The sequence below is a fragment of the Pseudomonas sp. W17 genome, from assembly GCF_040268305.1.
GTDB lineage: Bacteria > Pseudomonadota > Gammaproteobacteria > Pseudomonadales > Pseudomonadaceae > Aquipseudomonas > Aquipseudomonas protegens.
Window position 1 is genome coordinate 1,468,089 of the sequence record NZ_CP158490.1, and the last position, 20,240, is coordinate 1,488,328.

Genomic DNA, 20,240 nt, shown 5'->3' on the forward strand with positions numbered 1-20,240 from the left:
GTCGCGGCTCAGCGGCTGAAGTAGCTGGCGCAGCACTTCTTGAACTTGTGCCCGCTGCCACAGGGGCAGGCGTCGTTGCGGCCGGATTTGAGGGGAACCGTGGGGTCGATGAAATACCAGCGTCCCTGGTTCTGCACGAAGGATGAGCGTTCGCGGTGGCTATGCTCGCCCTGGCTGTCGTGCCAGCGGGCAGTAAAAGTGACAAAGGCATGCTCGGGCTGGCCGCCGAAGACTTCCGAGCTTTCGACCTGCAACCCCAGCCAGGTGCTTTGGGCGCTCCAGTCGCTGATGGACTGGCGATCCAGGCCCGCCTGTTGCGCCGGCAGGGTGGTGGCCAGCAGGTAATCCACCTGCCCCAGCACATAGGCGCTGTAGCGCGAACGCATCAGGACTTGCGCGCTGGGCGCGGGATGGCCGGCATGGTAGTGGCCGCAGCAGGCATCCAGCAGGTTGCCGCTGCCGCAGGGACAAATCGAGGCACTCATTGTGTTACCACCAATACTTTCCAAAGTTTTCCGGGTTTGCCCAGAACCGTGAATTGAGCCAATCGGGCACTTGCTTGTATTCAAGCAGATCATAGGTGAACAGGGTCAGGACCTGTTCATCGCGCTGAAAGCGTTCGCTGGCCTGCAACGCCAGGGAATAGAAGTCGGTTTCCTGCCAGCCGCAGGCCTGCAGATCGGCCAGTACGGCGATCCGGCTGGCATTGAGGTTGCGGATGCCTCCCAGCAGGTTCAGGCCGTCGCGCTTGGGCAGGTGCTCCAGGCAATCCACGGCCAGGGCCAGGTCGAAACGCCGCGCTGCCAGTTGCGCAGGCAGAGGGCCGGGTGCCGCCTGGGCCACTTGGGTCGTGGGGTGGGCCTCTTTGAAAGCAGCCAGGGCGGGGAAGTCGCTGGCACCGATCAGCAGCAGCTGTTGTGGCGCGTAGCGATCCAGCAAAGCCGCCAGGGCCTGCTGCGGGGTACGGTTAGAAATGCCGGCGCTCATCTTAGCTCCTCGGTCAGAACGCTAAAGACTAGCGTGCCGGCATCTGCGGGCCTAGAGCGGTTCACCACTAAATCGGCGAGCCTCCCGTGTTTACGGGGCGAAACCGGTGATAGCCAGGTGCTGGCGCAGATGAAATGCGCGGTCTTTACTCCGTGAATCGGCCTTGAGCCGATCCCTCAGGAGAAATCAAATGAGCATCATTCGCACGGCAGTACCCCTGGTTCTGTTAACCAGTGTGTTGACGGGTTGTGCAGGTTTGCAGAAAACCGACTGGCCGATCTGCGCCGCGGTAGGTGGCGTCACGGGCGCGGCGCTGGGCGCCACCGAAAGCTCCTCGTGGGCGGGCGGCGGCGCACTGGTAGTCGGTGGCCTGGCAGGTGCGTACTGCTGGGTAAAAGGTGATGGCGACGAGGACGGCGATGGCGTGCCGGACAGCCGCGACAAGTGCCCCCACACACCCAGAGGCGTCCAGGTCGATGCCAACGGCTGCCCACCACCGCCGCCGGTGGTAGAAGAGGTGGTAGTGGTCAAGGAAGAAACCATTGTCATTCGTGATGTGCACTTCCATTTCGACTCGGCCAAGCTGACCGATGCCGATAAAACCAAGCTCAACACCATCGTCACCCGACTGAAACAGGAGGCGTCGAGTGCCCAACTGCGAGTGACCGGCCATACCGACAGCGTCGGCAGCGATGCCTACAACCAGAAACTCTCGGACAAGCGCGCCCACTCGGTCGTGGAATACCTGATCAGCAACGGCATTCCCCGCAGCAGCTTCGTCTCGGTAACCGGCGCCGGTGAAAGCAAGCCAGTGGCGGATAACAAGACCGCCGAAGGCCGGGCGATGAACCGTCGTACGGAAATCCAGATCAACCGCTGAAACCCCAGGGCCTGTGCGGCGACGAGCCGCACGTGGCCGCCTCTGCTCCTGTGCCAGGACCATGCTGATGGCGCAGGAGCCTTTGATCCCGGTGCCTTCTCGGCGATGGGCTCAGCCTGTCTGTAACGGGCGATCCTCGTCGATCCGGTGGCTAAACAGCCACTTCGTGAAGAATTTTCATTCCCCTCTGGCTTACCCCCGGGATAAGTCGTTACTGTGCGCGCAAAGAATAATTCACGAGGGGAGCGTATGAAGGTTTTATGGGGGCTGGGGAAGTTTCTGACCTTGGTTTTCTGGTTGGTGGTGCTGATCAACCTGGCCAGGCCGTTGATCAACCCGCTGCATCTTCTAGTGAATCTGGCGGGCAGCCTGTTGCTGCTGACCCATTTGCTGGAACTGCTGCTGTTCAACGGCAGCCTCAAGGATCGGCCACATCCCTGGCGTGACCGGCTGTACATCCTGCTGGTGGGGATCTTCCACCTGCAGACTCTTCCTGCTCCTGTCGTTGTCGAGGCCGACCATGCGTAAGCTCTGCCTGCTGGCTCTTTTCTGCAGCCCCCTGGCCATGGCCCAGGTGGTCAAGGTCGAAACCAATTCCCTGATGCGTCTGCCCAATACCGCCAGCACTCTGCAACTGGAGCGGCTGGAAGTGGCGGACTATGGCACCTTGCTGATCCCGGCCAATGTCACCGAACTCAAGGTGGACGAACTGCGGCTGGGGCATGAGGCGCGGATCGCCATCGTCCCTACCGAACAGAGCCTGCACTTGACTGTCCGCCGTGCGGAGCTGGAAGCGGGCAGCCAGATCACTTCCCGCGGCGCGCCGGGTACCTACCTGAAGGCCGCCAAGCCGGGGCGCAACTTGAACCTGCGCATCGAGTCGTTGCAGGCCGAGACGCTGTCCGTGGACGCCCGGGGTGGTGCCGGTGCGCCGGGTTATGTCGGTCTGGATGGCGCCAATGGCCAGGAACCGGGCTGCACCTGGGGCAGCGCGGGGCGTGGGGCTGACGGCGACAATGGCGGCGATGGCCGTCCTGGTGCGGCAGGCGCCCAGGTCCGGGTGGAACTGCCGCGGGACTTCCCCAGCGAGCAGATCAAGGTCTGGGTCGATGGTGGCGCAGGCGGGCTGGCCGGTGCCGGTGGCAAGCCGGGTGCGGGCGGCAAGTCCAAGGGCTGCCTGGTGTACCGCGCCGACGGTGGCAAGAGCGGACGGCCCGGCGCCCAGGGGCAGCCCGGCCCGGCCGGCGAGCCGGGCGCGCTGACGGTGCAGCGCCTGTAAGCCGTAACGCTTGCGTTGAACCTTGCCCGGCCGCCCGCTTCTGTAGCGGGCGGCCTGTTTTCAGAAGGTCGGCCGGGCCGCCGCCAGGGCGACCAGCACCAGGCCGATGATCAGGTTGCTGCCCACCAACCGGCGGATCTTGCCCAGCGCTGCGGCGCCAGCGGGCCAATCATCGGCCGCTACTGCCTTGCGCAGCTCCGGCAACTGCAGGGACTGGATGCGGATGAACAGGGCGGTCATCACCAGGTACAGGCCCATCATGATCTGCACATACTTGGGCGCGGTTTCAAAGCCGCTGAAGCGCAAATGCAGCAGGCCGATACCGCTGATCGGCAACAGCACCACAGCGATCCACACCCAGACGAAAAAACGCGGAAACACTTGTGCCCACAACTTCAGCCGCGCCGGCCCCTCCAGGGCCACCATGGCCGCCGGGCGCAGGACCATCCAGGCGAAGAACATGCCGCCGACCCAGACCAGGGCGGCCAGGACATGCAGGGTGTAGGCAAGGGCGAAAGGGGTCATTCGGGTACTCCGTTCTGCGCGGGATGAATTAGCGGGGTATGATAGCGGCCGATTCGAACCACTGAAAATTTATCCAGCGTTTTGTGCGCCCGAAAAACCATGATCAGCAACGAACTCAAAACCACGATCCAGGGCGCCTACTCGCGTTTTCTCGAAGCCAAGAGCCTCAAGCCGCGTTACGGCCAGCGCCTGATGATCGCCGAAGTGGCCAAGGTCCTGGGTGATATCGACACCGACGACGAAGGCCGGCGCAGTGGCGACCCGGCGGTGGTCGCCGTGGAAGCCGGCACCGGTACCGGCAAGACCGTGGCCTACAGCCTGGCGGCGATTCCCACGGCCAAGGCCGCCGGCAAGCGCCTGGTGATCGCTACCGCCACCGTCGCCCTGCAAGAGCAGATCGTCTACAAGGACCTGCCCGACCTGATGCGCAACAGCGGGCTGAACTTCAGCTTCTCCCTGGCCAAGGGCCGCGGTCGCTACATGTGCCTGTCCAAGCTCGACATGCTGCTCCAGGAAGGCCACGCCCAAACCGCCACGGCCCAGCTGTTCGAGGAAGAAGGCTTCAAGATCGAAGTGGATGAAGCCAGCCAGAAGCTGTTCACCAGCATGATCGAAAAACTCGCCGGCAATAAATGGGACGGCGACCGCGACAGCTGGCCCACTGCCCTGGAAGACGCCGACTGGGCGCGCCTGACCACCGACCACAGCCAGTGCACCAACCGCCATTGCCCGAACTTCGGCCAGTGCGCCTTCTACAAGGCTCGTGAAGGCATGGGCAAGGTCGATGTGATTGTCACCAACCACGACATGGTCCTGGCCGACCTGGCACTGGGCGGCGGCGCCGTGCTGCCGGACCCGCGCGACACCCTCTATGTGTTCGACGAAGGTCACCACCTGCCGGACAAGGCCATTGGCCACTTCGCCCATTACACCCGCCTGCGCTCCACTGCCGACTGGCTGGAGCAGACCGCCAAGAACCTCACCAAGCTGCTGGCCCAGCATCCGTTGCCGGGTGATCTGGGGCGCCTGATCGAGCAGGTGCCGGAGCTGGCGCGGGAGATCAAGACCCAGCAGCAGTTCATGTTCACCGCCTGCGAGCAGATCGCCGATTTCCGCACCGGCGAGGACATGGAAGGCCGCGAGCGGCCACGCCACCGTTTTGTCGGCGGGCTGATCCCCGAGCATATGCGCGAGATGGGCCTGGAGCTGAAAAAGGGCTTTTCCCGTCTCACCGACCTGTTCACCCGCCTGACCGAGTTGCTCAAGGAAGGCATGGATGGCGAGGTCAACATCGGTATCGCCAGCAACCAGGCCGAAGAGTGGTACCCGCTGTTCGGCAGCCTGCTGGCCCGTGCCTCGGGCAACTGGGAACTTTGGACCGCCTTCACCATCGAGGACCCGGAAGACAATCCGCCCATGGCCCGTTGGCTGACCCTGGCCGAAAGCGGCTCGCTGTTCGATATCGAGGTCAACGCCAGCCCGATCCTCGCTGCGGAAATGCTCCGGCGCAATCTGTGGAACGTGGCCTACGGTGCCCTGGTTACGTCGGCGACCCTGACTGCCCTGGGCACTTTCGACCGTTTCCGCATGCGTGCCGGCCTGCCGAAAAAGGCCGTGACCGCCGTGGTGCCGAGCCCTTTCCACCATGCCGATGCCGGGGTGCTGCGGGTACCCGACCTGCGGGCCGACCCGCGGGACGCGCCGGCGCATACCGCGGCGATCATCCGCGACCTGCCGGAACTGGTGGAGGGCTCGCGGGGCACCCTAGTGCTGTTCTCCTCGCGCAAGCAGATGCAGGACGTGTTCGACGGCCTGGACCGGGACTGGCGCAAGCAGGTGTTCATCCAGGGCAACCTGTCCAAGCAGGAAACCCTGAACAAGCACAAGGCGCGGGTCGACGGTGGCGATTCCAGCGTGCTGTTCGGCCTGGCGAGTTTCGCCGAAGGGGTGGACTTGCCCGGGGCCTACTGCGAACACGTGGTGATCGCCAAGATCCCGTTCTCGGTGCCGGATGACCCGGTGGAGGCGGCGCTGGCGGAGTGGATCGAAGCCCGTGGCGGCAACCCGTTCATGGAAATCTCGGTGCCGGATGCATCCCTCAAGCTGGTCCAGGCCTGCGGTCGCCTGCTGCGCACCGAACAGGACCGCGGCACCATCACTCTGCTGGACCGCCGTCTGGTCACCCAGCGCTATGGCAAGGCTATCCTCAATGCCTTGCCGCCGTTTCGCCGAGAAATATCTTAAGCACGGCCCGCATATTTGCGTGCCGTGCTGTCTATTTCATGTCACCGCTTCAGCACCGGCCGTTCATCGGTCTTTAGGGAGAGCCAGGTTCATATGATTCGCCGTTCGTTGCCCGCTGTATTTGCCCTGTTGTTTGCCGCGCCCGTCTGGACGGCCCCTGCCGGACAACAGACGCTGTTCAACTTTGTCCGACCTGCTGCTGTGGTGCAGGTGGCGACACAGGATGCCAGCCTGCCGCAATCCAACGCAGAGCAAACGGCCGAAGGCGAAGTGCTGCGGCGCATCATTTTCAACCCCACGAGCCGGCCGAGCCTGAGCCTGGCGCCCCAGAGCGGGGCCTGGGACTGGTCGCAGTCGGGGATGATGAGCCTGCGTATCCAGAGCGCGATGAACTGGGCCCTGACCCTCTACGTGACCATCCAGAGCAATGACGGCAAGACCCTGGTCAGCCGCGTCGACCTGCCGGCCGGCCCGGCGCAGACCCTGCTGGTGCCACTGGTGGCCAGCAGTCCGCTGAGCCAGGGCATGAAGGCCGCGCCACCGATGCCGATGACCCTGGACGGCCAGCGCATCCTGCTGGCCAGCAGTGAAGGGCAACTGGACCGCAGCCAGGTGGTGTCGGTGACCTTGTCCATGGACAACCCCAAGGCGGCCCAGAGCATTCTGCTGGAGCGTTTCGGCGTGCAGGATGGCGAGGGGGTGATCAAGGCGGTCTACGGTTCCCTGGTGGATGCCTACGGTCAATCGACCCGGGCCCGCTGGCCGGAAAAAATCACCAGCGACGATCAGCTCAAGGCGGCCGACGCCAAGGAGCAGCAACAGCTCCAGGGCTGGCTGGGGGAGCGCGAGAAGGCTTCGCTGGACAGCTACGGTGGCTGGAACAAGGGGCCGAGCTTCAAGGCCAGCGGCTTCTTTCGCACGGAAAAACGCGATGGCCGCTGGTTCCTCGTGACCCCGCAGGGGCATCCGTTCTATTCCCTGGGGGTCAATACTGTGGCGCCCGACAACAACCAGACCTATGTCGCGGGCCGGGAATGGATGTTCGGCGCCTTGCCCAAGGACGACGAACCCCTGGCGGCGTATTACGGTGAAGGCGACAACCGTGGCGGTAATGGCGCCGATCAGGGCCGTGGCTATGGTTCAGGGCGCTGGTATGACTTCTATCAGGCCAACCTGCAACGGACCTACGGCAAGCCCTGCACCGCGGACAGCGCCACTGCGCAGCAGGCGCCGGCCGACACCTCGCCGGCGCCCCAGGCAACTCCTTGCGTGGCACCGGCCTTCGACCAGAAACGCTGGGTTGGCCACACCCTGGACCGCTTGCAGGCCTGGGGCTTCAATACCATCGGCAACTGGAGCGCTCCGGCCCTGGGGCTGGCCGACCGGGTGCCTTACACCTTGCCGCTGTCGATCGTGGGTGATTACGCCAGCATCAGCACCGGCAGTGACTGGTGGGGCGGCATGCCGGATCCTTTCGACCCGCGCTTTGCCATGGCCACCGAACGTGCCGTGGCCATTGCCGCCCGCGACCATCGGGACGACCCCTGGCTGATCGGCTACTTTGCCGACAACGAATTGGCCTGGGCCGGCCCCGGCGATGATGCGAAATCCCGCTATGCCCTGGCCTACGGCACCCTGCGCCTGACCACCGACGTACCGGCCAAGCGCGCGTTTCTCAAGCAACTGCGGGACAAGTACCGCAACCAGGCCGGGCTGTCGAAAGCCTGGGGCATCGACCTGCCGGCCTGGGAGTTGATGGAAGACCCGGGGTTCGTGCCGCCGTTGCCGAGCCCGGAGCACCCGGAGATCGAGGCCGACTTCAAGTATTTCCAGAAGGTCTTCGCCGATACCTACTTCAAGACCATCTCCGACTCGCTGAAATGGCACGCCCCCAACCACCTGCTGCTGGGCGGGCGGTTTGCCGTGAGCAACCCTGAGGCCGTGGCTTCCTGCGCCCAGTACTGCGATGTCCTGAGCTTCAACATGTACACCCTCAAGCCCCAGGACGGTCAGGACTTTGCCTACCTGCGCAGCCTCGACAAGCCGGTACTGGTGACCGAGTTCAACTTCGGTTCCCGGGATCGCGGTCCGTTCTGGGGCGGTGTGACCGAGCTGGCCCGGGAAGAGGACCGTGGCCCGGCCTATGCCAACTTCCTCAAGCAGGCGGTCAGCGAGCCGTCGATTGTCGGCGTGCACTGGTTCCAGTACCTGGACCAGCCGGTGACCGGGCGCTTGCTGGACGGTGAAAACGGCCATTTCGGCCTGGTGGGCATCACCGATGTGCCGTTCCAGGGCTTTGTCGACAGCGTGCGCAAGAGCAACCTGCAGGCCATTGACCAGTTGGGCAAGGCCGCGGAGCAGGCTCGGGTCGAGGCGGAGCAGGCCGTGGCTGGCGAGCATGGGGGCGATGGTGCTGACAAAGGCCGTGCCGGCAAGGGCCCGGGCGGGCATGCCGGAGGCCATGCCGGCAACGGTCATTGACGTTCACAAGGCCTGAGCGGCTTTCCGGGAAACCCCGGGCAGCCCTCTGAAACGAGGGTTTGCCGGTGATAGCCGTCAGCTCGCCGGCTGTTCCCAAATGCCTTCGGGGCTGGAACAATGCGCGCCACGTTGTCGAGCTTTGTTGCAGGGGGAGCCAGGGGTGCAGATTCAAGGTCATTACGAGCTTAAATTCGAAGCGGTACGCGAGGCGTTCGCCGCCCTGTTCGAGGACTCCCAGGAGCGTGGCGCGGCGCTGTGCATCCAGATCGGCGGGGAAAGCGTCATCGACCTGTGGGCCGGTACCGCGGACAAGGACGGCGCCGAGGCCTGGCACAGCGACACCATTGCCAACCTGTTCTCCTGCACTAAGACCTTTACCGCGGTCACCGCCCTGCAGTTGGTGGCCGAGGGCAAGCTCAAGCTGGATGCGCCCGTGGCCGACTACTGGCCGGAATTCGCCGCGGCGGGCAAGGCAGCCATTACTTTGCGCCAGTTGCTCTGCCATCAGGCCGGCCTGCCGGCAGTGCGCGAGCTGTTGCCCGCGCAAGCCCTGTACGAATGGCAGACCATGGTCGATGCCCTGGCCGCCGAGCAGCCCTGGTGGACGCCCGGTGAGGGGCACGGCTACGCAGCCATCACCTATGGCTGGCTGGTGGGCGAGTTGATCCGGCGTGCCGATGGGCGCGGGCCGGGGGAGTCCATCGTGGCCCGGGTCGCCAGGCCTTTGGGGTTGGACTTCCATGTCGGCCTGGCCGATGAGGAGTTCTACCGCGTGGCGCATATCGCCCGTGGCAAGGGCAATATGGGCGATGCTGCGGCCCAGCGCCTGCTGCAAGTCACCATGCGCGAACCCGATGCGATGAGTACTCGGGCGTTTACCAATCCACCGTCTATCCTGACCAGCACCAATAAACCCGAGTGGCGGCGCATGCAGCAGCCGGCGGCCAACGGCCACGGCAATGCCCGCAGCCTCGCCGGGTTCTACAGCGGCCTGCTGGACGGCAGTTTGCTGGAAGCCGACATGCTCGAAGAGCTGACTCGGGAGCACAGCCTGGGCATGGACAAGACGTTGCTGACCCAGACCCGCTTCGGCCTGGGTTGCATGCTCGATCAGCCCCAGGTAGCCAATGCCACCTTTGGCCTGGGCGCGCGGGCGTTCGGGCATCCGGGGGCAGGGGGCTCCATCGGTTTTGCTGACCCGGAGCATGATGTGGCGTTCGGTTTTGTGACAAATACCCTGGGGCCCTATGTATTGATGGACCCTCGGGCACAGAAGCTGGTGCGGGTTTTGTCGGATTGTCTGTAAAAAGGTTGCTGTTAAGAACTTTTTTGCTTAAACATGCTTGGAAAGCTGCAGGATGGAACCCTGTGGCTTTTATAATTTCCAAGCGTCTGTTTGTAACGGTTGTTTAGACCGAATTTTTTATCTCATTTTGTGGATATCCCATGTCGTCGAACAAGTCTCTAGCCTTGGCCATCTGCCTGACCGTTACCGGTTGCGCGCAAACCCCACAAAATGAAGCGGATGGCGGCCATTGGTGGTCATTCGGCTCCGATAAGGCCAGCAGCAAGGAAACCGCAGCTGCGCCTGAAAAGCCGGTTGCCACCACTGAAGCCGCACCTGCCGCTTCTGCAAGCAAGCCTGCGGTAGTGGCCAAGGCCGCTGCACCGGCCCCTGCTGCCAAGAACACAGCCGCTGGCAAGCACCCGGCCCCTGCCGCCAAGGCCGCTGCTGGCGCCAAGCCGGCGCCTGTCGCTGCTGCCGAGCCCGCTCCAGCTCCAGCGCCGGTCGTTGCCGCAGCCCCTGCCGCTCCTGCCGCCAAGGCCGAGAGTAGCAAGTGGTGGTGGCCGTTCTCCTCCAAGGATTCTTCCGACAAGCCAGTGGCCGAAGCGAAGAAGGCCGAGCCTGCCCCAGCGCCGGCAGTGGCAGCGGCAGCCGACTCCGAAACCCACTGGTGGTGGCCGTTCCCCAAGAGCCAGCCCAAGCCTTTGAGCAAGGTCAATGTGGCGGACATCCCGATGCCCGACCCGAAAATCACCCAAGCCTGGCTGGACGACTACGAGCCACGCCTGCGCGAAGCGGTGAAGGACAGCAAGCTGCAGATCGAGCGTCGTGAAAACGTGCTGGTGGTCACTGCGCTGGTAGATGCCTCGTTCAACCCGGATCGTCCAGCCATGCTGCTGCCGGTCACCCTGGGTCCGTTCACCCGCGTCGCCAAGGCGGTGGAAGGTGATCCGAAGACTGCCGTATTGATTCTCGGCCATGCCGACGCCACCGGCCCGACCCTGGCCAACCAGAAGCTGAGCCGTGATCGTGCCCAGTCCGTAGCGGCGATCTTCAGCCTCAGCGGCCTGAAGCAGGACCGCCTGATGCTGCGTGGCATGGGTTCGGTGATGCCGCGTGCCGCCAACGACAGCCCCCAGGGTCGCTCGCTGAACCGTCGGGTGGAAATCATGCTGACCCAGCGCAGCACCATGCTGGGCCTGCTGAGCAAGTACAACCAGCCGACGCCTTCCGAGACTGAAATGGTTGCCGTACAGGATGCCGTGCCTCCAGTACCCGCGGCTTCTGCCAAGAAAGCGGCGCCTGCGAAGAAGGCTACCGTGGCCAAGAAGCCGGCAGCCAAGAAGGCTCCGGTGAAGAAGGCCGCCGCCTCTTCGAAGACCGCAACGGCTACCGCCCAGGCTAAAAACTGATTTTCAAGGATAAGGAAGCAGGCATGACTCAGTCCCTGGCTGATATGCGCCGCGACTACACTCGCGACGGCTTGTCCGAGGCGCAGGCCCCGGCTGAACCTTTTGCGCTGTTCCACCAGTGGTTTGCCGATGCGGTGAAAACCGAGCAACCGCCGGTGGAAGCCAATGCCATGACCGTGGCGACCGTCGATACCGATGGTCGCCCTCACTGCCGCATCCTGTTGCTCAAGGGCCTGGATGAGCAGGGCTTCACCTTCTTCACCAACTACGAGAGCGCCAAGGGCCAGCAGCTGGCTGCACGGCCCTTCGCCGCCATGACGTTCTTCTGGCCGACCCTGGAGCGTCAGGTGCGGATTGAAGGGCGGGTGGTCAAGGTCACTCCGCAGGAGTCCGATGCCTATTATCAGGTGCGTCCCCTAGGCAGCCGGCTGGGAGCCTGGGCTTCACCGCAGAGCCGGGTGATCGCCGATCGTGACGAACTGCAAGAGTTGCTCAAGGCCACTGAAGCTCGCTTCAGCGATAGCCAGCCCGATTGCCCGGAACACTGGGGTGGTTATCGCCTGCTGCCGGAGCGCATCGAGTTCTGGCAGGGGCGCCCCAGCCGACTGCATGACCGTTTGAACTATCGCCTGCAAGGCCAGGAGTGGGTCCGCGAACGTCTGGCTCCTTGATCGGATTGCAGGTCACTCGCCGGGGTAGCCGGCCGCAGCGGTTTCCAGCCATTGCGGCAGGTCCCGGCGTTTTACTTTCTGGCGCTGGGCCTCGGCCAGTTGCTCCAGCATGAATTGCTTCTTCTGGGCATCGGCTCCGGCCAGGGAGAGGGCCAGGTCCCTATCGGTCCAGCGTTTGATGCGTACATACAGCCACCAGTGGAAATACAAGCCTGCAGCGGTGGTCGCGATGATGATGAAGTAGTCCATGGAAAATCCTTTGTTCGGTGGTGCTATGCAGGGAGCTGGAGCTACCGTAATGAGAAAGCCTGGCGTTTACACAGCCTGTACTTTGGCTGAATGAAAGCAATTTTATCCGGGCGACGCCGTGACAGGCGTCAAGCTGCGGAGTCTAATGATTATCTGTCCTTTGGAGTTGATCCTATGCGTAAGTCTGTTTTGCTGGTTGCATCCTTCACCACGATGACAATGTTGCTCGGTGGCTGTGCCTCCAACCTGACCGGTGACTCCTATTCCCGTGATGAAGCGCGTCGTGTGCAAACCGTGCGCATGGGCACCATCGAATCCCTGCGTCCGGTGAAAATCGAAGGCACCAAGACCCCGATCGGCGGCGCTGCAGGTGCTGTGATCGGCGGCGTTGGCGGCAGCGCCATCGGCGGCGGCCGTGGCAGCATCGTCACCGCAGTCATCGGTGCAGTTGCCGGTGGCCTGCTGGGTTCGGCCACTGAAGAAGGCCTGACCCGTACCCAGGGCGTTGAAATCACCGTGCGTGAAGACGACGGCAGCATGCGTGCCTATGTGCAGCAGGTTCAGGAAAACGAAGTGTTCCGCGTGGGCGACCGCGTGCGCATCATGACGGTCAACGGTACCAGCCGCGTTACCCGCTGACCCTCCCTGCTACAAAACAAAACCCCGGCCAGGCAACTGGTCGGGGTTTTGTGTTTTCAGCCTGTCCAAGCGCTGCGGATCAGGACGCCAGGGTGTTGTTTCTGCGGCTGGCAGCGGCGGTGACGGCGTAACCGATCAGGGCCGCAAACAGTGAACCGGTCAGGATGCCCATGCGGTCCATGCCGGCGTATTCGCTGCTGCCGGGCTCGAAGGCCAGAGAGCCGACGAACAGGCTCATGGTGAAGCCGATGCCACACAGAATTGCCACGCCGAGCACCTGGCCCCAGTTGGCCCCGGACGGCAAGGCAGCGATACCGGTTTTCACTGTCATCCAGGTCAGGCCGAAGACGCCGATGGTCTTGCCCAGCAGCAGGCCGACCGCGATCCCCATGGGGACATGGTGGGTGAAGCTTTCGAGGGTCACGCCGCTCAGCGACAGCCCGGCATTGGCGAAGGCGAACAGCGGCAGGATGCCGAACGACACCCAGGGATGCAGGGCGTGTTCCAGCGCCTTGAGCGGCGAGGGTTCGGCGTTGCGGGTACGCAAGGGTATGCAGAAGGCCAGGGTCACGCCGGCCAGGGTCGCGTGGACCCCGCTCTTGAGCACGCAGACCCAGAGGATCAGGCCGATGATCATGTAGGGCCCGAGCTTGACCACGCCCATCCGGTTCATCGCCACCAGGGCGGCGATGCAGGCGCCAGCCAGCATCAGCGACAGGGTCGACAGCGTGCCGGAGTAGAAGATCGCGATGATCACGATCGCTCCCAGGTCATCGATGATCGCCAGGGTCATCAGGAACAGTTTCAGCGAGGTCGGCACCCGCTTGCCCAGCAAGGCCAGCACCCCGAGGGCGAAGGCGATGTCGGTGGCGGTGGGAATCGCCCAGCCATTGAGGGCGGGCGGGTTGTCACGGTTGAGGAACCAGTAGATCAGCGCCGGCACCAGCATGCCGCCGATGGCCGCTGCGCCGGGCAGGACGATCTGCGACGGCTTGGCCAACTGCCCCTCCAGCACTTCGCGCTTGACCTCCAGGCCTATCAGCAGGAAGAACAGTGCCATCAGGCCATCGTTGATCCACAGCAGCAGCGGCTTGGCGATCTTCAGGGCGCCAACCTGGGCCACCACCGGGGTTTCCAGCAGGCCGTTGTACAGCCAGGACAGGGGGGAGTTGTTGATAATCAGGGCCAGGATGGCTGCGGCGATCAATAACAGACCGCTGGCAGCTTCCATGGCAAAGAAACGAGTGAAAGTGCTACGCAGAGGCAAGGTCGCTCTCCATCTAAAAACTAAAAAGGTGGCACACCCTAACCCGTACAGTTAGTTGTTAAAACAAAAGTTATATTCTTTTTTGTTATATGCAGAAGGCAAGCGGGCTGCTGAAAAATCCCTCTTGCAGTTGTGTTTCCAATTGCTTCATAGCTGTACCTGTAAGGGGGGCAGGATATTTCCTAACATGTCCGTCCGCAGCGGCTGACGGGGCATTTTTTCCAGGAAAGGGCGCCTGCCCGTCGCGAGCCTGGATCACCTATGCTGGGTGCATTTCATCTTCTTGCGCCGGTACGGCGTGCGATCCAACGAGAATAGAGCATGAGCGACAATCGCCAGTGGGCCCGTGAGGCCATCCGTATCATCGAAGCCGACTTCCAGCGCAGCGCCGACACTCACCTGATCCCGCTGCCGTTGCCGGGCCTGCCGGGCATCGAGTTGTATTTCAAGGATGAATCCAGCCATCCCACCGGCAGCCTCAAGCATCGCCTGGCCCGCTCGCTGTTCCTCTATGCCCTGTGCAATGGCTGGCTCAAGCCCGGCGCGCCGGTGATCGAGGCCTCCAGTGGCTCCACGGCGATCTCCGAAGCCTATTTCGCCCGGCTGCTGGGGCTGCCGTTCATTGCCGTGATGCCGGCGACCACTTCCCAGGAGAAAATTGCCCAGATCGCCTTCTATGGCGGCAAGAGCCACCTGGTGCAGGACCCGACGCAGATCTACGCCGAGTCCGAGCGCCTGGCCCGGGAGAGCGGCGGCCATTTCATGGATCAGTTCACCTATGCCGAGCGCGCCACCGACTGGCGGGCTAACAACAACATCGCCGAGTCGATATTCCAGCAGTTGCGTTTCGAGCGGTACCCGGAGCCCAGCTGGCTGATTTCCAGCCCGGGCACGGGCGGTACCACCGCGACCCTGGGGCGCTACGTGCGCTATCGCCAGCACTGCACTCGGGTGCTGTGTGCCGACGCCGAGCGCTCGGTGTTCTTCGACTATTACCAGAGTGGCGACGCCAGCCTGCGCCTGGACTGCGGTTCGCGGATCGAGGGCATCGGCCGGCCGCGGGTCGAGGCTTCGTTCCTGCCCAAGGTGATCGATGCCATGGTCAAGGTGCCGGATGCCCTGTCCCTGGCGGCCATGCATTATCTGGCCCAGCGCCTGGGTCGTCGGGTTGGCGGCTCCAGCGGCACCAACCTGATCGGCGCGCTGATGGCCGCGCAGCAGATGGTTGCGGCCGGTGAGTCGGGGTCGATCGTGGCGATTCTGTGTGATGGGGGCGAGCGCTATGCAACCACCTACTACGATGAGCAGTGGCTGGCAGAGCAGGGTTATGAACTGACGGTGTTGATCGAGGCGGTAGCCGCCAGTGTCGAGCGTGGTGAGGCGCTACCTGCCAGCGTATTGCGCGCCGGTATCTGAACTTGTCGTAGGCGCCGGCTTGCCGGCGAAGAGGCCCTTGAGCCTTGCGTTGTTCTGGACGACGCCTTCGCTGGCAAGCCAGCTCCTACGGTAGGCGGTAGGAGCCGGCTTGCCGGCGAAAGGGCCCGTCCCTCAGGCCTGGATACCGAGAATGTCGCGGGCCACGGCTTCGGCAATGCGAATCCCGTCGACCCCGGCGGAGAGAATCCCACCGGCATAACCGGCGCCTTCACCGGCCGGGTACAGCCCCTTCACATTCAAGCTCTGCATCGAGGCGTCGCGGGTAATGCGCAGCGGCGATGAGGTGCGGGTCTCGATACCGGTCAGCACCGCGTCATGCAGCGAATAGCCCTTGATCTGCCGTTCGAAGGCCGGCAGGGCTTCACGAATGGCCTCGATGGCAAAGTCCGGCAAGGCCAGGGCCAGGTCACCCAGGGTCACGCCGGGCTTGTAGGACGGCTCGACGCTGCCCAGGGCGGTGGTGGGCTTGCCGGCGATAAAGTCGCCCACCAGCTGCGCCGGGGCCTGGTAGTTACTGCCACCCAGGACAAAGGCGTGGGACTCCAGGCGTTCCTGCAACTCGATGCCTGCCAGCGGGCCGCCCGGGTAGTCCACTTCCGGGGTGATGCCCACGACGATGCCGGAGTTGGCGTTGCGCTCGTTGCGCGAGTACTGGCTCATGCCATTGGTCACCACCCGGTTCGGCTCGGAGGTTGCCGCCACCACGGTGCCGCCCGGGCACATGCAGAAGCTGTAGACCGAACGGCCGTTCTTGGCGTGGTGCACCAGCTTGTAGTCGGCGGCGCCGAGTTTCGGGTGGCCGGCGTACTTGCCCAGGCGCGCGCTGTCGATCAGCGATTGCGGGTGCTCGATACGAAAGCCCACCGAGAACGGCTTGGCTTCCATGTACACGCCGCGGCTGTGGAGCATGCGGAAGGTGTCGCGGGCGCTGTGGCCCAGGGCCAGGACCACGTGCCGCGAATGCAGTTGTTCGCCGCTGGCCAGTTCCACACCTTGCAGTTGACCGTCTTCGATCAGCACGTCGGTAACCCGCTGCTCGAAGCGCACCTCACCGCCCAGGGCGATGATCTGCTGGCGCATGTTTTCCACCACGCCGGTGAGGCGGAAGGTGCCGATGTGCGGCTTGCTGACGTAGAGGATCTCGTCCGGGGCGCCGGCCTTGACGAACTCGTGGAGCACCTTGCGGCCGTGGTGCTGCGGGTCCTTGATCTGGCTGTAGAGCTTGCCGTCGGAGAAGGTCCCGGCGCCGCCTTCGCCAAATTGCACGTTGGACTCGGGGTTGAGCACGCTCTTGCGCCACAGGCCCCAGGTGTCCTTGGTGCGCTGGCGCACTTCCTTGCCACGCTCGAGGACGATCGGCTTGAAGCCCATCTGCGCCAGCAACAGGCCGGCGAAGATCCCGCAGGGGCCGAAGCCCACCACGATTGGCCGCTGGCTGAGGTCGGCCGGAGCCTGGCCCACCACCTTGTAGCTGACATCCGGCGCCGGGTTGACGTTACGGTCGTCGGCGAACTTGAGCAGCAGCGGCGCTTCGTCGCGCACGCTGAGGTCGATGGTGTAGATGAAGCACAGCTCGGAAGACTTCTTGCGCGCATCGTAGCTGCGCTTGAACAAGGTGAAATCGAGCAGCTCATCGCTGGCGATCCCCAGGCGCTGCACGATGGCGGCGCGCAGGTCTTCATCGGGATGGTCGATCGGCAACTTGAGTTCGGTGATTCGTAACATGACAGGATCCGGGGTAGGCGGTGCGCAACAGTGCGCCGGCTTGCTTTGCACAAACCGGCGATTATAAGCCGCAAACCACCTTGGCCGTGAGGCTAAAACCGCTGCTCGTCGAATCAGTCGTTGCGCGAGCCGCCGAAATAGCCGCAGCCGCGCTGCACCTGGCCGTCCACCCGAAGCTCTGCGCTCAGGTGCTGAACGCTGCCGGTGACGGGGTCGACGCAGCGTTGCGGGGCCACCCACAGCTCCACGCGCTGGTGATTGGCTTCACTGGTGAGGTTGAAACGGCCATCCCCCAGCTGTTCTTCCAGATAGGGCAGGGCCAGGGTCGGCTGGCCGGCGCGTTCGATCATCATGCCCTTGGCGCTGACATCGACGTTCCACGCCGGGTTCTTGCTACCGGCCCGCAGGATCAGGCGCTGGAAGTTCGGATCGCTGCAGGCGCTGGCGGAGCGCTCGACGCGGTAGAGCTGGCGCAGGTCCAGCTGGCCGTCGCTGCTGGCACTGGCGGAGAACTTGCCCCGCAGGTCGGCAAACAGCTTGCCCTGCTTCTCGGCCAGGGTTGCCGCTTCCTGCAGCACACTGGTGTTGCCGCCATCGTTGACCACATAACGGCGGTCTTCGGTGCAGGGTTTGAACAGCAGCTTGCCATCGGCGGCACTGAGTTCACCCTGCATCCGGGTCAACCCGGCCATGGACGGCGCCTGGGGCTGTTGGTTGAACATCGGCAGCATCTGGCAGCCGGCAAACAGCGGCAACAGGGCGAAACAAAGCAGGGAACGGGCGGTGCGCATCATTGGGCCTCCAGGCGGAAGTCCGACACGTTACGCAGCCCGCCCGGCCACCACAACCCCGGATTGAACGCAGCAGCGCCATCCACCGTAGGAGCCGGCTTGCCGGCGAAGAGGCCCTGAAGCCTTGTGTGGTTCGGGAGGACGCCTTCGCTGGCGAGCCCTACACAAGCCGGATCAACCGACGCGATAGGTCTGGCCGGTCTGCAGGCCTTCCACGCTCTTGGCGTAGGCCAGGGCCACGTCGGCCGCCGGCACCGGCTTGAAGCCGCGGAAGTAGGGCGCGTAGCTGCCCATGGCTTCGAGCAGCACGTTGGGGCTGATGGAGTTGACCCGCAGGCCCCGGGGCAGCTCGATGGCAGCGGCCCGCACGAAGCTGTCGATGGCGCCGTTGACCAGGGCGGCCGAGGCGCCGCTGCGGATCGGGTCATGGCTCAGGACGCCGGTGGTGAAGGTGAAGGAGGCGCCGTCGTTGGCGTACTCGCGGCCGATCAGCAGCAGGTTGACCTGGCCCATCAGCTTGTCCTCCAGGCCCAGGCTGAAGTGCTCGGCAGTCATTTCCCCCAGCGGCGCGAAGGTCACGTTACCGGCGGCGCACACCAGCGCATCGAAGCGCCCGGTCTTTTCGAACAGCGCGCGGATCGACTGGCTGTCGCTGATATCCACCTGGAAATCACCGCTGGTACGGCCGATGCGCACCACTTCGTGACGTTGTTCCAGCTCCCGCGCGACCGCCGAACCAATGGTGCCATTGGCACCGATCAAGAGAATCTTCATGGGCTGTTCCTCGAAAAGGGGGGTGAGGTTGCAGTCTAGAGTGGTTTTTTTCATCGATTAACGCGCTAATAGGCAACCTTTGGTTTTCAAATGGAAACAATCCATGAGCGAGATGGATGACCTGGCGGCATTTGCGGTGCTGGTGGAAGCCGGCAGCTTTACCCTCGCGGCCCAGCAGTTGGGGTGCAGCAAGGGCCAGCTCTCCAAACGCATCAGCGCCCTGGAAGCCTGCTACGCCGTGGTACTGCTGCAACGCACCACCCGGCGCCTGGACCTCACGGCCGCCGGCGCGGCGTTGCTACCCCAGGCCCAGGCCCTGGTGGCTCAGGTCGAGCGGGCACACCAGGCCCTGGCGCGGCTCAAGGACGATATGGCCGGGCCGGTGCGCCTCACCGTCCCGGTCTCCCTGGGGGAAACCTTTTTCGACGGCCTGCTGCTGGAGTTCTCCCGGCACTATCCCCAGGTGCAGATCGAGCTGGACCTGAGCAACAGCTACCGCGACCTGACCCGGGAGGGTTTCGATCTGGCCGTGCGCTCGGAGGTGGCCAACGACCAGCGCCTGGTGGCCCGGCCGCTGCTGGCCTGGCATGAAATGACCTGCGCCAGCCCAGCCTACCTGGAGCAATACGGCGAGCCGCGCACGCCTCAGGAGCTGGCCGGGCATCGCTGCCTGCTCAATAGCCATTACAGCGGTCGGGAAGAGTGGTTGTACCACCAGCGCCATGAACTGTTGCGGGTACGGGTCAGCGGCCCCTTCGCCAGCAACCACTACAACCTGCTGAAGAAGGCTGCCCTGGTGGGCGCGGGGATCGCCCGGCTGCCGTCCTATGTGCTGCACAGCGAACTGGCGGACGGCCGCCTGCGCTGGCTGCTGCGGGACTACCAGACCCGCAGCATGCCGATGTACCTGGTGCACTCCTATCAGGGCGGCCTGCCCAAGCGTACCCAGGTGCTGGCCGATTACCTGATGGACTGGTTTCGTCGCAGCGGTGAGGCGCTGGATCGTTTGTAGCTTCCTCCGGCTTTACCGTCGTTTGTGAACTTGAAGGGCCTGCGGCCCTTTTCGCAGCCTGCGGCAGCGGCTACAGAGAACGGTGGCGAAAATGCCTGGCCAGCAGGTGGTCGAGGGAAAACACGCCCGGGCCGCGGGCCATCAACAGCAGGAAGATCGCCGCCCAGGTGCCGTGGGTGGGGTAGGCGTCCGGGTAGACGAAGAGCTGGATGGTCAGGGTCATCCCCAGCAGCGCCAGGGCGGAAAAGCGCGTGGCCAGGCCCAACAGGATCAGCATCGGGAAAAAATGCTCGGCAAAGGCCGCCAGGTGCGCCGCCACTTCCGGCGTCAACAGAGGCACGTGGTACTCGCTCTTGAACAGGGGAATGGTCGAGTCCGCCAGGCGCGGCCAGCCCAGCTGGAAGGTGCCATCGACCAGGTCGACGGCCAGCCCCTCGACCTTGGTCTGTCCGGATTTCCAGAACACCGCGGCAATGGAAAAACGCGCGATAAAGGCGATCAGGCTGTAGGGAATGCGCTCAAACCCTTGAATGATCCGATTCACCAGTCCGGCAATGGGCGTTTCTGTCTGGGTGTTCATGG

Annotated in this window: 20 protein-coding genes; 11 read left to right on the forward strand and 9 right to left on the reverse strand. The window is 63.9% G+C overall.

Annotated elements, in window-relative coordinates; genetic code table 11:
* Window positions 1-8 precede the first annotated feature (8 nt).
* Together ABCR88_RS06665 and ABCR88_RS06670 are read right to left on the reverse strand one after the other, a co-directional pair.
* The gene (locus ABCR88_RS06665) at window positions 9-485 is read right to left on the reverse strand and encodes a YchJ family protein (protein WP_041116299.1); all 477 of its coding nucleotides are present in this window, start codon (window positions 483-485) and stop codon (window positions 9-11) included.
* Window positions 486-489: 4 nt separating this feature from the next.
* On the reverse strand, window positions 490-987 hold the full coding sequence (locus tag ABCR88_RS06670) for a DUF6231 family protein (RefSeq protein ID WP_041116301.1): 498 nt from the start codon (window positions 985-987) through the stop codon (window positions 490-492).
* Between the two features lie 190 nt (window positions 988-1,177).
* Between ABCR88_RS06670 and ABCR88_RS06675 the strand changes: the two genes are divergently transcribed.
* From ABCR88_RS06675 to ABCR88_RS06685, 3 genes are all read left to right on the forward strand, one after another.
* Window positions 1,178-1,867, forward strand: a complete 690-nt coding sequence (locus ABCR88_RS06675) for an OmpA family protein (RefSeq protein WP_011059617.1) — start codon at window positions 1,178-1,180, stop codon at window positions 1,865-1,867.
* 249 nt (window positions 1,868-2,116) lie between these two features.
* Window positions 2,117-2,395, forward strand: coding sequence for a DUF1145 domain-containing protein (locus tag ABCR88_RS06680; RefSeq protein WP_011059618.1), 279 nt, complete (start codon window positions 2,117-2,119; stop codon window positions 2,393-2,395).
* Window positions 2,388-3,146: a hypothetical protein gene (locus ABCR88_RS06685; protein ID WP_041116302.1), complete on the forward strand. Its 759-nt coding sequence runs from the start codon at window positions 2,388-2,390 to the stop codon at window positions 3,144-3,146. Before ABCR88_RS06680 ends, ABCR88_RS06685 begins: the two co-directional genes overlap by 8 nt.
* A 60-nt stretch (window positions 3,147-3,206) precedes the next feature.
* Here the strand turns inward: ABCR88_RS06685 and ABCR88_RS06690 are convergent, their stop codons facing one another.
* The gene (locus ABCR88_RS06690; protein ID WP_041116305.1) at window positions 3,207-3,671 is read right to left on the reverse strand and encodes a CopD family protein; all 465 of its coding nucleotides are present in this window, start codon (window positions 3,669-3,671) and stop codon (window positions 3,207-3,209) included.
* 99 nt (window positions 3,672-3,770) lie between these two features.
* Here ABCR88_RS06690 and dinG point away from each other — a divergent pair, with 99 nt between their 5' ends.
* From dinG to pdxH, 5 genes are all read left to right on the forward strand, one after another.
* Window positions 3,771-5,915 carry an ATP-dependent DNA helicase DinG gene (gene dinG, locus ABCR88_RS06695; protein WP_015634399.1) on the forward strand — a complete coding sequence of 715 codons (2,145 nt, stop codon included), beginning with the start codon at window positions 3,771-3,773 and terminating at the stop codon, window positions 5,913-5,915.
* 93 nt (window positions 5,916-6,008) lie between these two features.
* Window positions 6,009-8,396, forward strand: a complete 2,388-nt coding sequence (locus ABCR88_RS06700; RefSeq protein ID WP_041116307.1) for a beta-galactosidase — start codon at window positions 6,009-6,011, stop codon at window positions 8,394-8,396.
* Window positions 8,397-8,556: 160 nt separating this feature from the next.
* On the forward strand, window positions 8,557-9,702 hold the full coding sequence (locus ABCR88_RS06705) for an EstA family serine hydrolase (RefSeq protein ID WP_041120565.1): 1,146 nt from the start codon (window positions 8,557-8,559) through the stop codon (window positions 9,700-9,702).
* A gap of 140 nt (window positions 9,703-9,842) precedes the next feature.
* A complete protein-coding gene (locus ABCR88_RS06710) occupies window positions 9,843-11,093 on the forward strand; it encodes an OmpA family protein (RefSeq protein ID WP_015634402.1) in 1,251 nt (416 codons plus the stop codon).
* A 23-nt stretch (window positions 11,094-11,116) separates the two neighbouring features.
* On the forward strand, window positions 11,117-11,764 hold the full coding sequence (gene pdxH / locus ABCR88_RS06715) for a pyridoxamine 5'-phosphate oxidase (RefSeq protein WP_011059625.1): 648 nt from the start codon (window positions 11,117-11,119) through the stop codon (window positions 11,762-11,764).
* Between the two features lie 12 nt (window positions 11,765-11,776).
* On the opposite strand, the gene ABCR88_RS06720 is transcribed toward pdxH, so the two are convergent.
* Entirely contained in the window at window positions 11,777-12,013 is a 237-nt protein-coding gene (locus ABCR88_RS06720; RefSeq protein WP_015634403.1) for a hypothetical protein, read from the reverse strand.
* 174 nt (window positions 12,014-12,187) lie between these two features.
* Here ABCR88_RS06720 and ABCR88_RS06725 point away from each other — a divergent pair, with 174 nt between their 5' ends.
* Window positions 12,188-12,652 carry a glycine zipper 2TM domain-containing protein gene (locus ABCR88_RS06725; RefSeq protein WP_041116308.1) on the forward strand — a complete coding sequence of 155 codons (465 nt, stop codon included), beginning with the start codon at window positions 12,188-12,190 and terminating at the stop codon, window positions 12,650-12,652.
* 79 nt (window positions 12,653-12,731) lie between these two features.
* Here ABCR88_RS06725 and nhaA read toward each other — a convergent pair whose 3' ends face one another.
* A complete protein-coding gene (nhaA, locus tag ABCR88_RS06730; RefSeq protein ID WP_350023671.1) occupies window positions 12,732-13,919 on the reverse strand; it encodes a Na+/H+ antiporter NhaA in 1,188 nt (395 codons plus the stop codon).
* Window positions 13,920-14,240: 321 nt separating this feature from the next.
* Here nhaA and ABCR88_RS06735 point away from each other — a divergent pair, with 321 nt between their 5' ends.
* The gene (locus ABCR88_RS06735) at window positions 14,241-15,335 is read left to right on the forward strand and encodes a PLP-dependent cysteine synthase family protein (protein ID WP_011059629.1); all 1,095 of its coding nucleotides are present in this window, start codon (window positions 14,241-14,243) and stop codon (window positions 15,333-15,335) included.
* 132 nt (window positions 15,336-15,467) lie between these two features.
* On the opposite strand, the gene ABCR88_RS06740 is transcribed toward ABCR88_RS06735, so the two are convergent.
* The 3 genes from ABCR88_RS06740 to ABCR88_RS06750 form a co-directional block, all read right to left on the reverse strand.
* A complete protein-coding gene (locus ABCR88_RS06740) occupies window positions 15,468-17,081 on the reverse strand; it encodes an NAD(P)/FAD-dependent oxidoreductase (protein WP_350404265.1) in 1,614 nt (537 codons plus the stop codon).
* A gap of 113 nt (window positions 17,082-17,194) precedes the next feature.
* Window positions 17,195-17,872, reverse strand: a complete 678-nt coding sequence (locus ABCR88_RS06745; protein ID WP_041120567.1) for a membrane protein — start codon at window positions 17,870-17,872, stop codon at window positions 17,195-17,197.
* Between the two features lie 174 nt (window positions 17,873-18,046).
* Window positions 18,047-18,646 (reverse strand): short chain dehydrogenase, encoded by a 600-nt coding sequence (locus tag ABCR88_RS06750; RefSeq protein ID WP_011059632.1) that lies wholly within the window; start codon window positions 18,644-18,646, stop codon window positions 18,047-18,049.
* Between the two features lie 103 nt (window positions 18,647-18,749).
* Between ABCR88_RS06750 and ABCR88_RS06755 the strand changes: the two genes are divergently transcribed.
* Window positions 18,750-19,658 (forward strand): LysR family transcriptional regulator, encoded by a 909-nt coding sequence (locus ABCR88_RS06755; protein ID WP_350404266.1) that lies wholly within the window; start codon window positions 18,750-18,752, stop codon window positions 19,656-19,658.
* Window positions 19,659-19,728: 70 nt separating this feature from the next.
* Here the strand turns inward: ABCR88_RS06755 and ABCR88_RS06760 are convergent, their stop codons facing one another.
* Entirely contained in the window at window positions 19,729-20,238 is a 510-nt protein-coding gene (locus ABCR88_RS06760) for a DoxX family protein (RefSeq protein WP_041116314.1), read from the reverse strand.
* Between the last annotated feature and the right edge of the window lie 2 nt (window positions 20,239-20,240).

Coding starts and splice junctions, on each gene's coding strand:
- ABCR88_RS06700 (WP_041116307.1), top strand. CDS start 6,009: ATGATTCGCCGTTCGTTGCCCGCTGTATTTGCCCTGTTGTTTGCCGCG.
- ABCR88_RS06760 (WP_041116314.1), bottom strand. CDS start 20,238: ATGAACACCCAGACAGAAACGCCCATTGCCGGACTGGTGAATCGGATC.
- ABCR88_RS06735 (WP_011059629.1), top strand. CDS start 14,241: ATGAGCGACAATCGCCAGTGGGCCCGTGAGGCCATCCGTATCATCGAA.
- ABCR88_RS06740 (WP_350404265.1), bottom strand. CDS start 17,081: ATGTTACGAATCACCGAACTCAAGTTGCCGATCGACCATCCCGATGAA.
- ABCR88_RS06675 (WP_011059617.1), top strand. CDS start 1,178: ATGAGCATCATTCGCACGGCAGTACCCCTGGTTCTGTTAACCAGTGTG.
- pdxH (WP_011059625.1), top strand. CDS start 11,117: ATGACTCAGTCCCTGGCTGATATGCGCCGCGACTACACTCGCGACGGC.
- ABCR88_RS06725 (WP_041116308.1), top strand. CDS start 12,188: ATGCGTAAGTCTGTTTTGCTGGTTGCATCCTTCACCACGATGACAATG.
- ABCR88_RS06755 (WP_350404266.1), top strand. CDS start 18,750: ATGAGCGAGATGGATGACCTGGCGGCATTTGCGGTGCTGGTGGAAGCC.
- ABCR88_RS06670 (WP_041116301.1), bottom strand. CDS start 987: ATGAGCGCCGGCATTTCTAACCGTACCCCGCAGCAGGCCCTGGCGGCT.
- ABCR88_RS06710 (WP_015634402.1), top strand. CDS start 9,843: ATGTCGTCGAACAAGTCTCTAGCCTTGGCCATCTGCCTGACCGTTACC.
- ABCR88_RS06685 (WP_041116302.1), top strand. CDS start 2,388: ATGCGTAAGCTCTGCCTGCTGGCTCTTTTCTGCAGCCCCCTGGCCATG.
- ABCR88_RS06680 (WP_011059618.1), top strand. CDS start 2,117: ATGAAGGTTTTATGGGGGCTGGGGAAGTTTCTGACCTTGGTTTTCTGG.
- ABCR88_RS06750 (WP_011059632.1), bottom strand. CDS start 18,646: ATGAAGATTCTCTTGATCGGTGCCAATGGCACCATTGGTTCGGCGGTC.
- ABCR88_RS06745 (WP_041120567.1), bottom strand. CDS start 17,872: ATGCGCACCGCCCGTTCCCTGCTTTGTTTCGCCCTGTTGCCGCTGTTT.
- ABCR88_RS06665 (WP_041116299.1), bottom strand. CDS start 485: ATGAGTGCCTCGATTTGTCCCTGCGGCAGCGGCAACCTGCTGGATGCC.
- ABCR88_RS06690 (WP_041116305.1), bottom strand. CDS start 3,671: ATGACCCCTTTCGCCCTTGCCTACACCCTGCATGTCCTGGCCGCCCTG.
- dinG (WP_015634399.1), top strand. CDS start 3,771: ATGATCAGCAACGAACTCAAAACCACGATCCAGGGCGCCTACTCGCGT.
- ABCR88_RS06720 (WP_015634403.1), bottom strand. CDS start 12,013: ATGGACTACTTCATCATCATCGCGACCACCGCTGCAGGCTTGTATTTC.